The 15,919-nt window shown below is 36.4% G+C and carries 12 protein-coding genes; 10 read left to right on the top strand and 2 right to left on the bottom strand.

Translation table 11 applies throughout. The features are described 5' to 3' along the window. Positions 1-120: 120 nt before the first annotated feature. The 7 genes from IGL17_RS08240 (at position 121) to IGL17_RS08210 (ending at position 8,922) form a co-directional block, all read left to right on the top strand. Positions 121-1,455 carry an FAD-dependent oxidoreductase gene (locus tag IGL17_RS08240; RefSeq protein WP_002374545.1) on the top strand — a complete coding sequence of 445 codons (1,335 nt, stop codon included), beginning with the start codon at positions 121-123 and terminating at the stop codon, positions 1,453-1,455. Next, complete coding sequence (locus IGL17_RS08235; RefSeq protein ID WP_016618460.1) at positions 1,445-2,911, top strand: helix-turn-helix domain-containing protein; 1,467 nt, start codon at positions 1,445-1,447, stop codon at positions 2,909-2,911. Before IGL17_RS08240 ends, IGL17_RS08235 begins: the two co-directional genes overlap by 11 nt. Before the next feature lie 276 nt (positions 2,912-3,187). After that, positions 3,188-4,693, top strand: a complete 1,506-nt coding sequence (glpK, locus tag IGL17_RS08230) for a glycerol kinase GlpK (protein WP_002357138.1) — start codon at positions 3,188-3,190, stop codon at positions 4,691-4,693. Between the two features lie 20 nt (positions 4,694-4,713). Further along, positions 4,714-6,543 (top strand): type 1 glycerol-3-phosphate oxidase, encoded by a 1,830-nt coding sequence (gene glpO, locus IGL17_RS08225; protein ID WP_016618462.1) that lies wholly within the window; start codon positions 4,714-4,716, stop codon positions 6,541-6,543. Between the two features lie 7 nt (positions 6,544-6,550). Then, positions 6,551-7,270 carry an MIP/aquaporin family protein gene (locus tag IGL17_RS08220; protein ID WP_002357140.1) on the top strand — a complete coding sequence of 240 codons (720 nt, stop codon included), beginning with the start codon at positions 6,551-6,553 and terminating at the stop codon, positions 7,268-7,270. A gap of 286 nt (positions 7,271-7,556) precedes the next feature. Next, a complete protein-coding gene (locus tag IGL17_RS08215) occupies positions 7,557-8,084 on the top strand; it encodes a 5-bromo-4-chloroindolyl phosphate hydrolysis family protein (protein WP_016616926.1) in 528 nt (175 codons plus the stop codon). Then, positions 8,077-8,922, top strand: coding sequence for a hypothetical protein (locus tag IGL17_RS08210; RefSeq protein ID WP_002365799.1), 846 nt, complete (start codon positions 8,077-8,079; stop codon positions 8,920-8,922). Before IGL17_RS08215 ends, IGL17_RS08210 begins: the two co-directional genes overlap by 8 nt. A 314-nt stretch (positions 8,923-9,236) precedes the next feature. On the opposite strand, the gene IGL17_RS08205 is transcribed toward IGL17_RS08210, so the two are convergent. Together IGL17_RS08205 and IGL17_RS08200 are read right to left on the bottom strand one after the other, a co-directional pair. Then, entirely contained in the window at positions 9,237-10,745 is a 1,509-nt protein-coding gene (locus tag IGL17_RS08205) for a helix-turn-helix domain-containing protein (RefSeq protein ID WP_016618463.1), read from the bottom strand. A gap of 118 nt (positions 10,746-10,863) precedes the next feature. Next, on the bottom strand, positions 10,864-12,777 hold the full coding sequence (locus tag IGL17_RS08200) for a PfkB family carbohydrate kinase (protein WP_010819456.1): 1,914 nt from the start codon (positions 12,775-12,777) through the stop codon (positions 10,864-10,866). Positions 12,778-12,923: 146 nt separating this feature from the next. Here IGL17_RS08200 and rihC point away from each other — a divergent pair, with 146 nt between their 5' ends. The 3 genes from rihC to IGL17_RS08185 are packed head-to-tail and all read left to right on the top strand — an operon-like array spanning position 12,924 to position 15,767. Further along, positions 12,924-13,877: a ribonucleoside hydrolase RihC gene (gene rihC, locus IGL17_RS08195; RefSeq protein ID WP_002383111.1), complete on the top strand. Its 954-nt coding sequence runs from the start codon at positions 12,924-12,926 to the stop codon at positions 13,875-13,877. Between the two features lie 16 nt (positions 13,878-13,893). After that, positions 13,894-15,267 carry a C4-dicarboxylate transporter DcuC gene (gene dcuC, locus IGL17_RS08190; RefSeq protein ID WP_002360057.1) on the top strand — a complete coding sequence of 458 codons (1,374 nt, stop codon included), beginning with the start codon at positions 13,894-13,896 and terminating at the stop codon, positions 15,265-15,267. 11 nt (positions 15,268-15,278) lie between these two features. After that, complete coding sequence (locus IGL17_RS08185; protein WP_010707402.1) at positions 15,279-15,767, top strand: GNAT family N-acetyltransferase; 489 nt, start codon at positions 15,279-15,281, stop codon at positions 15,765-15,767. The last annotated feature ends 152 nt before the right edge of the window (positions 15,768-15,919 follow it).

The raw sequence follows: 15,919 nt of genomic DNA, 5'->3' as shown, positions 1-15,919 counted from the left end.
AAGCAATGCGCTCAGCAAAAATAATTATTTTAAGGGAAAACTATAGTTGTTGCTTTAGCATTCTTTTTAATCATGATAAACTGAGAGAAGTATAGTAGGTCCTGACAGAGGAGGAAACAAATGAAAATTGTGATTATTGGTGCATCATTCGCAGGTATTTCCGCAGCAATTGCTTCAAGGAAAAAATATCCCCAAGCAGAAATTTCTTTAATTGATAAACAAGCAACAGTGGGGTATTTATCTGGTGGCTTAAGTGCGTATTTTAATCATACCATCAATGAATTACACGAAGCACGTTACATAACGGAAGAGGAATTACGTCGTCAAAAGATTCAGTTGCTTTTAAATAGAGAAGTCGTGGCAATGGATGTTGAGAACCAACTGATTGCTTGGGCGCAAAAGGAAGAACAACAGTGGTATTCTTATGATAAATTGATTTTAGCGACAGGCGCGAGCCAGTTTTCCACGCAAATTCGTGGTAGTCAAACAGAAAAATTACTCAAATATAAATTTTTATCAGGTGCTTTAGCGGCTGTTCCATTACTGGAAAAGAGCCAGACAGTTGCCGTCATTGGTGCAGGACCCATTGGAATGGAAGCTATTGATTTTCTTGTGAAAATGAAGAAAACGGTCCATGTCTTTGAAAGTTTAGAAAATCTATTGCCTAAATATTTTGATAAAGAAATGGTTGCAGATGTTCAAAAATCTTTGGAAAAACAAGCAGTAATTTTCCATTTTGAAGAAACGGTCCTAGGAATTGAAGAAACAGCAAATGGTATTGTTCTTGAAACAAGCGAACAGAAAATTTCTTGTGACAGTGGGATTTTTGCTTTAAACTTACATCCTCAATTAGCCTATTTGGATAAAAAAATTCAACGAAATCTGGATCAGACAATCGCGGTGGATGCTTATTTACAAACTTCAGTGCCAAATGTTTTTGCCATCGGAGATTGCATTTCAGTTATGAATGAACCAGTCGCGGAAACTTTTTATGCTCCGTTAGTGAACAATGCGGTACGAACTGGCTTAGTAGTCGCCAACAATTTAGAAGAAAAAACACACCGATTCATTGGCTCTTTGCGAACAATGGGAACAAAAGTGGGGGACTATTACCTTGCTAGTACAGGTCTAACCGAAACGGAAGGTTTATTTTTTCCGCAAACACTTGCTTCCGTAATTGTTAGACAGCCAGCGCCGCCTCTACAACATGGGACAGAAATTTTAGGCAAATTAATCTATGATAAAGTGACACAACGGGTCCTTGGGGCACAGCTTTGTTCAAAAAACAATTGTTTAGAAAAAATAAATACGTTAGCATTAAGTATCCAAACAGGTCAGACACTGACAGACCTATTACAAAAAGATTATTTTTATCAACCTTCCTTAACCAATATTTATGATATTACAAATTTGATGGGTGCTTCGGCTTATTGGAGAGAGAACGATGAAAGTTGAGACGTTATTGGAAAAGAAAGCGATGCGACAATTATTAACGGTGCAACAAACCATCTTAGCAGGCGGTACCTGCTCAGTCTCTGATTTAACAGCATTTTTAGCGGTCACAAAAGCCTCCTTTGAAAAAGACTTAGAGGATTTACATTATTTTTTGAAACCTTTTGGACAGGATTGTCAGTTTACTTATGATGGCCAACAGCTATCAATCACCTTATCGGATTTTTTTTCGTTGAATCATTTAATTGAAGCATTTGTAAAAGAGTCTCTTAAATTTCAACTTTTAGATTATTTATATCGTAATAAAGAGTTTTCTATTGTTCAATTAACGACTAAATTTATGATTAGTGAGTCTTCTTTATTTCGAAAGATTAAGGAACTCAATCAATTGTTAGCCGCCTTTGATTTGCAAATAAAAAATGGACAACTACAGGGAGAAGAATTGCAGATTCGTTACTTTTACTTTCAGTTGTATTGGTATATTACTCCCTATGAAACACACCAGAAAAAAACGATGTCCCCGTTAAATAAACGGATAATTGAAGGGATTGAAACTGGCTTAGGTTTTACTTTTAATGAACATAATGCGTTAAAAGTTAGCCTTTGGTTGAGTATTACGAAAAAGCGCCTAGCGGTTACTTCAAAAAAATATCAACAATTGAGAAAGAAAATGATTGATTTTAAAGAAGATCCGTTATTTAAGCAAGTTCGACAATTGTTTTTCCGTTTTTCTAGTCGCTATTCATTAGAATTAGACGAAGGAGAAAGCATGATTCATTTTGTTTTTCTAATCACAATGTCGGTCTTACCAGAATCAGCTTTTGATGAATATTCCTTAATTCGGGGACGTCGTTCCGCTGTTTCTTTAGCTGATACGTTTATCTTGGAAAATGTGGTCTTGTATTATCGGCCCCATAAATTTGAACCTACTCTTGAGAAAACCATGGCTTACTATTTTTCACAAATTCATGGAAAACTCTATTTTTTTAAAGGAGAATTGGAAGTTTTTGATCGGGCCCATATCTGGGAAAAAGAACAGCAATTATCTAGTCGGGAATTAGCTTCTTTTTCAACAACGTTATTAGAAAAAGCTTTAGCTTGTTTTGATGAAACGTATCAACCAGGAGATAGTTTGCATGAACTTTCTCTGGTCAAATATTTAAGCGTGTTGGCATTAATTGAATTTAAAATGATTGGTGAAATAAAAATTGGAATTCATTTAGCAATGGATGCTCTTTATCAAGCGGCGTTAACACAAGTATTAATGCTTAGTCTTAAAAATATGAATGGCACGCTGGTGGAGAGGTATCAGCCTGAGCAAACATATGATTTAATTGTAACTAATTATCAGCAAACGAGCTATCAAGGAACACCGGAAGTCTATGTTTTGTCAGAATTAAGTTCGACCTATGATGTGCAACAATTAAAAAAGAAAATACGTACCTTGCGGGAGAAATAAACAAAAGGTTGGTGTGACGGACATTGTCTGATCCTCGCACCAGCCTTTTTACAACTAAAAGTCGAAAATTAGGCTTTTTTAAACAAAAATGTTTCTTTTTATTGAAAAATTAGAGATAATAAAAGTATTATTGAAAGCGTTGTCTTTGTTGGTTTTAGTAGAAATCCTTTCAATTTTTTTAAAATAAAAAAAGTTTTTGACATGTTTAGTTATTCTTTTGTTTGTAAGATAGGGACATAAAGAAAACGATTTCAAAAACGTTTAGGAGGAATTATCATGGCAGAAGAAAAATACATTATGGCGATTGATCAAGGAACGACTAGTTCTCGTGCAATTATTTTTGATAAAAAAGGAAACAAAATTGGTAGTTCACAAAAGGAATTTACTCAATATTTCCCTAATGCAGGTTGGGTGGAACATAATGCCAATGAAATTTGGAATTCTGTTCAATCCGTTATTGCAGGTTCTTTAATTGAGTCAGGAGTGAAACCTACAGATATTGCCGGAATTGGGATTACAAACCAACGGGAAACAACCGTTGTTTGGGACAAAGCAACTGGGTTACCCATTTATAACGCAATTGTTTGGCAATCACGCCAAACGACACCTATTGCCGATCAACTAAAAGAAGATGGCTACAGCGAAATGATTCATGAAAAAACTGGGTTAATCATTGATGCTTATTTCTCAGCAACGAAGGTTCGTTGGATCTTAGATCATGTAGAAGGTGCACAAGAACGTGCAGAAAACGGCGAATTGATGTTTGGAACAATTGACACTTGGCTCGTTTGGAAATTAACGGGAGATACTCATGTCACTGATTATTCAAATGCAAGTCGGACGATGTTGTTTAATATCCATGATTTAGATTGGGATCAAGAAATTTTGGATCTTTTAAATATCCCACGAGTGATGTTACCGAAAGTCGTTTCGAACTCTGAAGTGTATGGACTAACAAAAAATTACCATTTTTACGGAAGTGAAGTTCCTATCGCTGGGATGGCTGGTGACCAACAAGCCGCCTTATTTGGTCAAATGGCCTTTGAACCTGGGATGGTTAAAAATACCTATGGAACAGGCTCATTTATTGTCATGAACACTGGCGAAGAACCTCAACTTTCTAAAAATAATCTGCTTACCACTATTGGCTATGGCATTAACGGCAAAGTATATTATGCCTTGGAAGGAAGTATCTTCGTGGCTGGTTCAGCGATTCAATGGTTACGAGATGGCTTAAAAATGTTGCAAACGGCTGCGGAATCTGAAGCAGTAGCCAAAGCGTCAACAGGGCACAATGAAGTTTATGTGGTTCCTGCATTCACTGGTTTGGGTGCACCATATTGGGATTCACAAGCGCGTGGGGCTGTCTTTGGATTGACACGCGGTACCACGAGAGAAGATTTTGTCAAAGCGACACTTCAAGCAGTTGCGTATCAAGTTCGTGACATTATTGACACGATGAAAGAAGATACAGGCATAGACATTCCTGTCTTAAAAGTAGACGGTGGAGCAGCAAACAATGATTTCTTGATGCAATTCCAAGCAGATATTTTAAACACTGCTGTTCAAAGAGCCCATAACTTAGAAACAACGGCCTTAGGCGCAGCTTTCTTGGCGGGCTTAGCGGTTGGCTTCTGGAAAGACTTAGAAGAAATCAAAGCATTCCAAGAAGAAGGACAACAATTTGAACCCATTATGGCGGAAGAAGAACGAGAAGATTTATATGAAGGTTGGCAACAAGCAGTAGCAGCTACCCAACAATTCAAACGTAAAAATAAGTAAATGGAAAAGGGGAATTTTCTATGACTTTCTCAATAGAAACACGCCGACAATCAATCGACGCTTTAAAAACACAACACTTAGATGTCTTAATTATTGGTGGTGGCATTACTGGCGCAGGCGTTGCCCTGCAAGCCAGTGCCGCTAAAATGAAGACAGGGTTAATTGAAATGCAGGATTTCGCAGAGGGCACCTCTTCACGATCAACCAAATTAGTTCATGGTGGTATCCGCTATTTGAAAACGTTTGACGTGGAGGTGGTAGCAGATACAGTGAAAGAACGAGCCGTCGTTCAATCCATTGCGCCACACATCCCTAAAGCGGATCCCATGTTATTGCCGATTTATGATGAGCCAAATGCAACATTTAATCTATTTTCTGTCAAAATAGCAATGGATTTATATGATCAGTTAGCTGATGTAACAGGTACCAAGTACGCCAACTATCTGTTAACAAAAGACGAGGTTTTGGCACGTGAGCCACAACTAAAAAGTGAAGGTCTACAAGGTGGCGGTGTTTATTTAGATTACCGAAATAATGATGCTCGTTTAGTTATTGAAAATATTAAACAAGCAGTAGCTGACGGGGCACATGCTGTGAGTCGGGTTCAAGCGGTGGGCTTTTTATACAATGATGAAGGTAAAATTACTGGCATTCAAGCAAAGGACCTACTAACTGACGAACAGTTTGAGATTCACGCAGATGTTGTGATTAATACTACTGGTCCTTGGTCAGATAAATTAAGAGGCTTAGACAAAAACGATTCATTTACACCACAAATGCGTCCAACCAAAGGGGTTCATTTAGTTGTCGACAAAAGCCGTTTAAATGTTCCTCAACCAACGTATTTTGATACAGGTAAACAAGATGGCCGCATGGTCTTCGTTGTTCCAAGAGAAGAAAAAACATATTTTGGGACGACGGATACAGATTACCATGGAGACTTTCAACATCCAACAGTAGAACAAAGTGATGTGGATTACCTATTGGAAGTAGTCAATAATCGTTATCCAGAGGTACAATTGACAATTGATGATATTGAAGCCAGCTGGGCTGGCTTACGACCTTTAATTTCTGCTAACGGTGGCTCAGATTATAACGGGGGAAACAATGGCAAACTTTCAGATAAAAGTATTGATGAAGTCATTGATGTCGTTGACAGATACCAAAAAAACCAAACAGATAAACGAGAAATTGAAGAAGTCCTAAACCATCTAGAAGACAGTTTGGTGGAAAATAAAGTCAATCCTTCAGCTGTCTCTCGAGGCAGCTCATTGGAAAGATCAGCGGATGGCTTGCTCACTTTGGCTGGTGGGAAATTAACAGATTATCGTAAAATGGCAGAAGGTGCGATGAAAATGATTCAAACCATCTTAGCAGAAGAATACCAAAAAGAATTCACCTTAATTGATTCTAAAAACTATCCAGTTTCAGGCGGAAAATTGAACCCTGCAACGGTAGACGAAGAATTAGAAGCGTTGGCAAAACATGGCGTGTCTAAAGGGTTAAGTGAAAAGGATGCACTATACTTAGCTCATTTATATGGCTCCAACGTACCAACTGTTTTTGAAATGATTGATGATGCCAAAGTAATTCCTGGTTTAACCTTAACAGAAACTGTCTCTTTAAACTATGCGATGGAAGAAGAAATGGCTTTAACACCCGTCGACTTTTTATTGCGACGGACCAACCACTTATTGTTTATGCGTGATCGTTTGGACCAAGTGAAAGCGGGAGTCATTGAAGAAATGGCACAGCATTATCAATGGACAGCGGAAGAAAGAGCACGACACATTGAAACATTAGAAAAAGCAATTGAAGAATCAGATTTAAAAAATTTGAAAGTAGGGTGAAGAAAAAATGGGAACTTCGATGATGACACAATTATTCGGTGAATTTTTCGGAACGATGATTTTAGTTTTACTAGGGGATGGCGTCTGTGCCGCAGTTAACTTGAAGAAAAGCAAAGCCTTTGCTTCTGGTTGGGTCGTTATTGCTTTAGGTTGGGGCGCTGCTGTTACATTAGCTGTTTACATGTCTGGGTATATGAGTCCAGCGCATTTAAATCCTGCTGTAACAGTTGCGATGGCAATTACTGGAAACTTTGAATGGGGCATGGTTTTACCTTATATCGTAGCTCAAGTCCTAGGCGGTTTTATTGGTGGTTTAGTTGTCTGGTTAGCTTATTTACCCCATTGGAACATTACAGAAGACAAAGGTGCTATTTTAGGAACCTTCGCCACTGGTCCAGCTGTCCGTAACTATCCAGCCAATGTTTTAACAGAAATTATCGGCACATTTGTCTTGGTTTTTGGCTTACTAGCCTTTTCTCAAAACGACTTAGCGGCTGGCATTAACCCAATGCTTGTTGGGATTTTGGTCTTAGGACTAGGTCTATCATTAGGCGGACCTACAGGTTATGCAATTAACCCTGCACGTGATTTAGGACCTCGTTTAGCGCACCAAATTATTCCTGTGAAAACAAAAGGTGATTCTGATTGGGCTTATTCTTGGGTGCCAATTGTGGGACCTATCTTAGGTGCTTCATTAGCTGCAGTAATTTATTTATTCACTATTTAATAAAATGAAATGTAAATAGTTGTTTTAGACAATAAAAAACGCTTGTGAGAAGTAATCAATTCTTGCAAGTGTTTTTTGCTACATATTAAACAAAAAAAGATTTCGTTAGACATTTAGACAATTTGTCCAAATGCGGAACAGAACAATTTTTCTATATGATACAATAAAAGTGCACAAGTAATTGGGGGAGTAACACTTCATACTTATTTGTCAATTTTAAGCTGGACAGTGTGTTATTCAGTAATATATACTAATTTAAAAAGGAGTAAATGATTTGAAAGGGATAATGGTTTTGTTAGTGGGGACTGGGTACATTGGTTGGGTTATTTATAGAAATGGTCGTATGTATTTCCGTTATAAAAAAAATCTAAAAAAATATCAAACGACGCACCATCTAACGGACAGTGACCTAGAGATGTACCAAAGAATTATGGACGAATTAAAAAAACAAATTATTTATTTAAACGAACTAACGAATAAGTCACGAAATTTAAAAAAAATTGAACAAGTAGAACTGGGTGTTGCTTCCGCTAAAGGCATCTTTAAACACTTAGTGAAGTATCCTGAAGCAATTACTCATTTTAGTGATTTTTTATATCATAAGGTACCAGAGATTTTACGAGCATCAGAACGGTTTTTAAGCATTAAAGAAGATAAATTGTCAACAGAAGAAATAACACTTGCAACTAATGGTATCTTAAGTACCATACGAGTGTTGTCGGAAAGTATCACAGATGATTATGAAAGATTAGTCTCCGAAGCATCTGAGGAAATTTCCTTATCAAAAAAATTAGTGGAGAGAAAAAATGGCTAAACAAAAGAATTTTTATGATACATATGATGCACTTTTTCAAAAGCCAAAATGGTCGTTTTTTCCTGTCACAAGAACAGACACAGTAAAGCAACTTCCTAACCCCAATAAAAAAGTGGTAAAACCACAGACGAAAAAAAAGAAAAAACAAAAAAAGAACAAAAAAATTATTTGGATAGGCATTGCTGTAGCAATTGGCTTTATAGTATATATTGATCTTGCGGAGAAAGATGATTATTGGGATTACTCCGCTTCATCAGAAGATGTTTATCCTTTAAAAGAAGCTGGACTTACCACAACTGGACCTGTTGATTTAGAAAAACCACTAAAAGTCACAATAGAACAAAATAAACTTTTATTTAATCAAGGCTATCAAATAGAAATTATCGGCGATGCCGATATTGAAACCAGTGGCGGAAAGAACTTTTTAATTTTACCTTCTACAGAGGAGTATCCAGATACAAAATATCTAGGCAATATCAGTTTTTATGAAAAAAGAGACTATTATACATCGGCAGGTATGTACCTTTCTGGCAATCTTGTCAACAGTCTTTCTGATTATTTGGATACAAGTAAAGAGTTTATCAAAGCATATCCAATTGATAAAATTGCTGATGTACAAACCGGCTATATTTTAAAACGGAATCAAGGATATACAGACATCTCAAAATATTATCTCTTTAAAGATGGAACAGGATTTGAATTAGAAGTCTCTGTTGACCAATTGGAAAAGGTCAAAGATCCCAAAGACTATTCTTCTTTTGTAAAAACATACGCAAAAGAAGTCGCTTTTATAGAAAAAAGTTTTAAATTTGAGTCTACTGATGAGGAATCTCGATAGAGAAAATAGTTTTCAGCTTCAAGTAGCGCCTAGCAATACCTTTGTTGAAAAAATGTAAGAGCCTGAGACAAAAAACACTTTGGATCTTCGTCTCAGGCTTAAAAACTGATCAGCGGTGGAAGCGTAGCACTTTAAGGGCTGAAGTACGACGTGTACCCACTTACTAGATTGTCTTTGAAGGTAACGTAGAAAAGAACAGCAATATACAAGTGACCTACAAACTATTTTCTGTCAGACTAAAACTGGCAGAAGTGGTTTGTAGGTCGCTTGTTTTCATTATGGCTGGTGAGACAGGTTGGCGCTTGATGTTTGTTTTAATATTGCAAATCAAAAATGGCGATACTTATTTTACTGAAAATTAGTTCCCAATCTTCTCGGGTTAATTCTTCTTCTAAAATGTAAATTCGGTCTATTTCTTTTGGTAAATCAAATAAGGGATAGTCAGTAATCACAATATCACAACTAGGAAAATCGGTTCGTTCAAAAATAATATCCTCACTAAATGCTTGCTTGATTTTCATCATAATAAAGCTAGCAATGTAAAAATCGCGAGAATATGCAACACCAATTTTAATTTTTTTGCGGGGACTATAGTGCTTATAAATTCGTAACAACAATTCACATGTCCAAATTGGGTTCTCCTGATCCTTAAATCTTAACTGATAAGGGGAATGCGCTGAAAAGTTTTGATAAAAAGCATAAATTTTTTTCTGTAAATCTTTTTGATAAGTACTATTTTTATTGACTAAAAAATCTAGAATCGCGGTATTTGGTTGCTGTGAAATAAATAATTGGTTATAGATAATATTTTTAAATAAAATAAGTAAGAAGTAATGACGATCAAATTCACGCATTTTTGGAATTTGAAAAACTTCGCAAAAATTGGTTAATAAAGAATCAACGTAGAAATATTCTGGGCAAGAAATTTCATTTAGAGCAGTCAGTAAATCTTTGGCTCGTTTTGCTGAATCAAAATTATCAATGGCAATGGGTGCAATGATATCTACAACCCGCTGTTGATCTTCTGAAAAATTTGATTGGGAACAAAAAATAGTTTGTTTTGAGTCTGAGAAAAGCCTTAAATAAGGATGTTCTTCAAATTCTTTTTGGAGATCATCTTCACAAGTATATGGAAAGCGATATTTTGCGATGTGTAAAAGTAAATTTAATTTTAGTAGAGAAGCGTGTTCCAAGCGTTCAAGAATTTCTGGTTTAATATGTTGCGTCAGTATATCTTCAAAAAAAGTAGAGGTATAACGTGGTAAGGCTAAGGTATTTAAAAAGATGGTCCAGTAGACATCAAGAAAAGCATATAGGACTTGAAATTCAGAACCTGTAATCACTTTACTCGCGGAGGGGGAAAAATGGACGGAAATTCCATACAAACCAAATAGTTTATTAATGTTATTTAACCGTTTGTAAATGTAAGATGAGCTAAAATTAGTTTCTTGACTCACTTTCCAGACAGAATTGTTTTCTTTTTTGATAATTGCTTGAAAAAGAATGAAGTCAGTAGAATGGACACAGTAATAATTAAATAATAAAAAATAGTGGGAAAGAAAATCATTGGAAGTCGTATGTAATGAAATTTTTCCGTGATGGATCTGAATCTCTAAGGTATTTTCAGGAAGGGTTGCTAAGTCTTCTTGAATTTCACGAAGATAAATTGATAAATTTTTAGTAGAAAGATCGAATTTTCGGGCAACACTAGATAAATCAAGGTTCGTTTGTTTTGCTAAGTATAAAAAGACAGCCAATTTTTTTTGTGTTTTCTTTGAAAGTAAAAATGTTTTTATGGCATCTTGTGTTTTGATGAGACTCACTCCTTAGTAATAACTTCTCTTTTATTATAATAGTTCGCCTAATAAATTGTAATAAAAAAGAACAATTCTCATTGGTTTATGAGAAAATAACAAGATATTCAGCAGGAAAACACCTGTGTCAGTCGACACAGGTGTTACGATGAGCAAAAAGAGCGGGTTCTTTTTTTATCAAATAATTTTCCAAAGTGACGTGATCAACTAAAGAATCAATCACCCCTTCTTTAGAAACTGAAAATCCTGCAGCCTGAATTGCTATTTGAATGGCTGCTTCAGTCGGATAACCTTTCGAAAGATAGGAGGCGAGCGCGCTGATAAAGCTGTCACTGGCACCAGTGCTATCCACAGCTATATTTTCTGTTGCAGGGAAATAGTGGCACACTTGGGGTGTTTTTAATAACACGCCTTTTTTTCCTAAAGTAACAATGACATTTTTTACGCCCATTTCTAAGAAGTACGCCGCTTTCTCTTCTAATGTACCAGTATCTGGTTGAAGTTCCAATAATTCATCTTCATTGGGAATGAAAAAATCAACCTTTTCTAGTATATTCACTGGAATATGATGAATAGCAGCTGGTTTTAAAATAATCGGCACCCCTGAATGTTGGGCGATTTCACAAGCTTTTTCTACAGCAGACAAAGGAATTTCTGTTTGAATGAGACAAAAACTGGCATCCATAAATAGGTGTTTTTGCTGTGCGATTTTTTTAGGCGTAAGCGCTGTGTTTGCACCAGGTAAGATTGAAATCATGGAGTCGCCGCTTGTCTCAACATAAATATATGCTTGACCAGTCTCAGTATCTTGAATACGTGTGATACCATCTGTCGTAACGTGGTATTTTTCTAATTCTTTATATAAGTAATTCGCATCTGTGTCTGAGCCTAAACAACCAATTAAGGTGGCTTGATGGCCCAGTTTGGTTAAGCCAACAGCTTGATTTAATCCTTTTCCGCCGGGGAATTTAGCATAGCTAGACAAAAAATTTGTTTTGCCGTTATGTGGTAAATTTGTTGAATACAGATAATTATCAACGTTTAAACTACCTACTACAATCATTTTGCTATGTGGATTAACACTAGACATGCCTAATGTATTTTTGTGATCTAGCACCAATTTTTCAGCGTCATTAATCAAGGCTGTTTTTTCTTTGCGTTTGTTAAGCAATAATAAGGCTAACTGGCTACCAAACGTCTCTGTATCTAATAAGACGGAAGAAATATGATCAGGTAAAAATGAACGATCAATTTTTCGCTTAATTGCGAGTAAAGAGTAATTATCGGGGGTTCGCAAACCGCTCTGCTTTAAAAGCTGTTCCAAAAAAACAGCCTGGGTATAGTCATCAGTAAGGATACCCGTAATCCCATCTGTGATAAGCTGATTACTGAAATCAGCAGGGATAGTAGTTAAAATATTTTCTTTACTAAAGGGTAAATTGACATCAAACAAGGCTTTTTTATAGCCTGCAATAATTGCTTCTTTATATTTTGGGTTAGTGACGAAATAACTAATTTTTTTATGGTTATTCTGTAATAATTCTTGGGTTAAAACATAACTAGCTTCTTCATAAAGCCCCGCTAGAGAAGGTAATTCGTTAGTTGAGTGATTGACGAAATAGTAAGGAATCGTTAATTCTTCTATAAATTTCGCGTATTGTTTACTGTTTTCATTGATTGGGTCCCAAATAATGCCACTGGCTTGTTTTAACGTTGGCGAGGTAATATTTTTCAGTTCTTGTTCTAAACTACCGTGACTATTTAAAATCAAGCAGTTATAGCCATTTTCTTGAGCTTTATCAATAAAGCTCGTAACCCAAGCCTCAAAAGTTTCATGGCTATTTAATAATAACACGAAGGTTTTTGTAGTACTATTTGTGACGAGATTTGCTGAGTAAGGTGTGTAGTTGTAATCTCGAACGATTTTTAAGACACGCTCACGGGTTTCTTTACTAATAGTTTGATCTTTATTATTTATAATTTTGGATACAGTTGAAGCGGAAACGCCAGCTAATTTTGCAATATCTTTAATATTCATCATTTTCGTCCTTTCACTGAACTCTTTTTTATAGTAAGCATTCTAAAAGCAGAAAGTCAAGAAAAAGCCTAATTATTTATTATTTAGAAATTCTGCTTGACTTTTAATGAAAGCGCTGTTAATCTCAAATTAAGAAAACGTTTCCGGAAATGTTTTTCCTAAATGTGAATGGAGGAAGAAAAATGGATACAAAGAAAAGACCGATCATTATTGATACGGACCCAGGAATTGATGATGCTGTAGCTTTAGCGATTGCACTGAATCATCCTAACCTAGAAGTTCGCTTAATAACGACGGTTGCAGGGAATGTAGATGTAGAAAAAACAACAAACAATGCCTTGAAACTTGTCGATTTTTTTGGGAAAAAGGTTCCTGTAGCCAAGGGGTGTAATTGTCCGTTACTTATTCAATTGGAAGATTCTGCTGAGATTCATGGGGAGACTGGCATGGATGGCTTTGAGTTTCCGCAACCTATCTCTACGTGTTTAGATATTCATGCAGTGGAAGCTATGCGAAAAGAAATTCTGTCTAGTGATGTTCCTTTGACCATTGTTCCAATTGCTGCATTAACGAATATTGCTTTGTTACTGACCCTCTATCCAGAAGTCAAAGAAAATATTGCAGAAATCGTCATGATGGGTGGCTCATTAGCAAGGGGAAATACAAATACAAGTGCCGAATTTAATACGTATGTCGATCCACACGCTGCACAAATTGTTTTCCAATCAGGTGTCCCGCTAACAATGGTAGGATTAGATGTTACAAGTCAAGCTGTGTTAACGAATCATGAAGTAACAGCCATCAGAGCGCTTGGTAGAGTTGGGGAAATGTTTTATGGTCTTTTCCGTCATTATAGAGGCGGCAGTTTAACTACAGGTTTGAAAATGCATGATGTCTGTGCGATTGCCTATTTAACTTCACCAGAATTATTTGAGACAACTGAAACGTTCATTGAAGTTGCTTTGGAAGGTCCAGCTGCGGGAGCTACTGTTGCGGATTTAAAAATGAAGTATCATAAAAACACGAATGCTGTTGCCTGTATAGATGTAAATGTTGAAGCTTTTCAAAAATGGGTTGTCGAAAAAATGAAAGCGGTTAATTAACTGAAGGAGGATAAGTATGATTGAAAGTTTATTGGTATTGGTCGTTTTAGTTGTTGTAGCCTATTTGATTGTAAAAAATTATCATCCCGCACTCAGCTTAATTATTGGTGCGCTTGTTCTACTTGCATGTGCATGGATGTTAGGACATCCCATTTATCCTGCAGGAGAAGGAACCGGTTTTGGATTATTTGATATTTTCTTGAAGTTTAAAGATACAATTATTGCACAAGTGAGTTCAGCAGGAATTGTAATTATGATTCTTTTTGGTTATTCAGGCTATATGAATGCAATCGGGGCCAATCAGATGGCTGTCAACTTTTTGGTGAAACCATTAATGAAGATTAAACGTAAATCGTTATTTGTCCCTGTGGTCTTTTTAATTGGAAATTTAATGTCACTAGTAGTTCCTAGTGCATCAAGTTTAGCGATTATTTTAATGTCTATATTATATCCGATGCTAGCCAGCATGGGGATTTCATCATTAACTGCTGCAGGTGTGATTGCAATGACGGCAACTATCATGCCAACACCTTTAGGCGCGGATAACGTAATCGCCGCAAATACCCTTGGTTATGATGTGTTAAATTATGTTGTATGGAATGCCAAAATTTCGCTGCCATCGTTATTAATCATTGCGGTTGCACAGTACTTCTGGCAAAAATACTGCGATAAAAAAGAAGGTGAGGCTGCCTATGTTTCATTAAATGAAGAGGGCTTAAGCAAACAAAAAGAATTTGATGTTCCTAAATTTTATGCAATATTGCCAATATTACCGCTATTATTAATTGTTGGAGTGGGAATCGCAGGAATGTTTATTAAAGGAATAACGATGGATATTTTTGTTCTTACATTTATTTCTTTCTTCATTGCGGTATTGGTTGAGACGCTTCGCTTGAAATCTTTTAAAAAGGTTCAAGATACGGCTGTCGAGATGTTTAAAGGAATGGGGCAAGGGTTTAGTCAAGTTGTGATGCTTGTCGTAGGCGGTTCATTGTTCACGTCTGCGATTCAAACGTTAGGAATTATTGATAGTATTATGGCATCTGTCGAAGCATCAAGTTCAGCAGGAATTGTCACGACCTTAATTTTCAGCGGTGCAACGACCCTTTTTGGAATTTTAAGCGGTGGTGGACTGGCAATGTTTTATGCGGTTATCGAACTAATCCCTGGAATTGCCGAAAAAGCTGGGATTGATGGCATCTTAATTTCCTTGCCAATGCAGATGATCGCGAATTTAACTAGAACGATTTCTCCTGTAGCAGCAGTTGTCATGATTGTCGCATCAACAGTAGGAGTTAGTCCCATCAGAATTTTAAAACGGACGAGTGTACCGACCATCATTGGCATTATTAGTGTGATTGTCTTGTCGATTCTATTGTTACCTTATTAAGAGAATAAACAATGAAAATTAGAGTGGCTGATGAGAAAGAGTTACCGATTATTCTTCAATTTTTAACAGAAGTAAAGGCATACATGGATGTTGTGGGCATTACACAGTGGACAAAGGACTACCCTTCTCAAGAAGATATCCAAGAAGACATTACAAAAAAACGGTTGTATTTGCTAGTGCACGAAGAAATGATTTTTTCAATGGCAACGTTCTGTATGGAGCAGGAACAAGACTTTGTTTGGTTAAAGCGCTTTGCAACTTCGCCTAATTATATTGCCAAGGGTTATGGCAGTTTGTTGTTCCATGAATTGGAGAAACGAGCAGTCTGGGAAGGAAGACGTAAAATGTATGCTCAAACTAATCATACAAACCATAGAATGATTCGATTTTTCGAAAGTAAAGGGTTCACAAAAATTCATGAATCTTTACAAATGAATCGCTTAGACTTTGGCTCTTTTTATTTATACGTTAAAGAATTGGAGAACCAATCCATCGTTTAAAATAAGAAAACAGGGAGCGTGGGACAAAAATCACTTTGGATTTTTGCTCCACGCTCAAAAACTGATAAACGGCGGGAACAAAAGCAACTCCTTCGGAAATAAGCCGAAATTCTCCAAAAATTAAAGAACAATTTTCGGAAATTCCTTCTTAT

Origin of the sequence: Enterococcus sp. AZ088, assembly GCF_051714845.1 — a bacterium.
GTDB classification, from domain to species: domain Bacteria; phylum Bacillota; class Bacilli; order Lactobacillales; family Enterococcaceae; genus Enterococcus; species Enterococcus faecalis.
The sequence above is the reverse complement of the archived record's forward strand: the minus strand, read 5'-3'. Positions and strand labels throughout refer to the sequence as shown.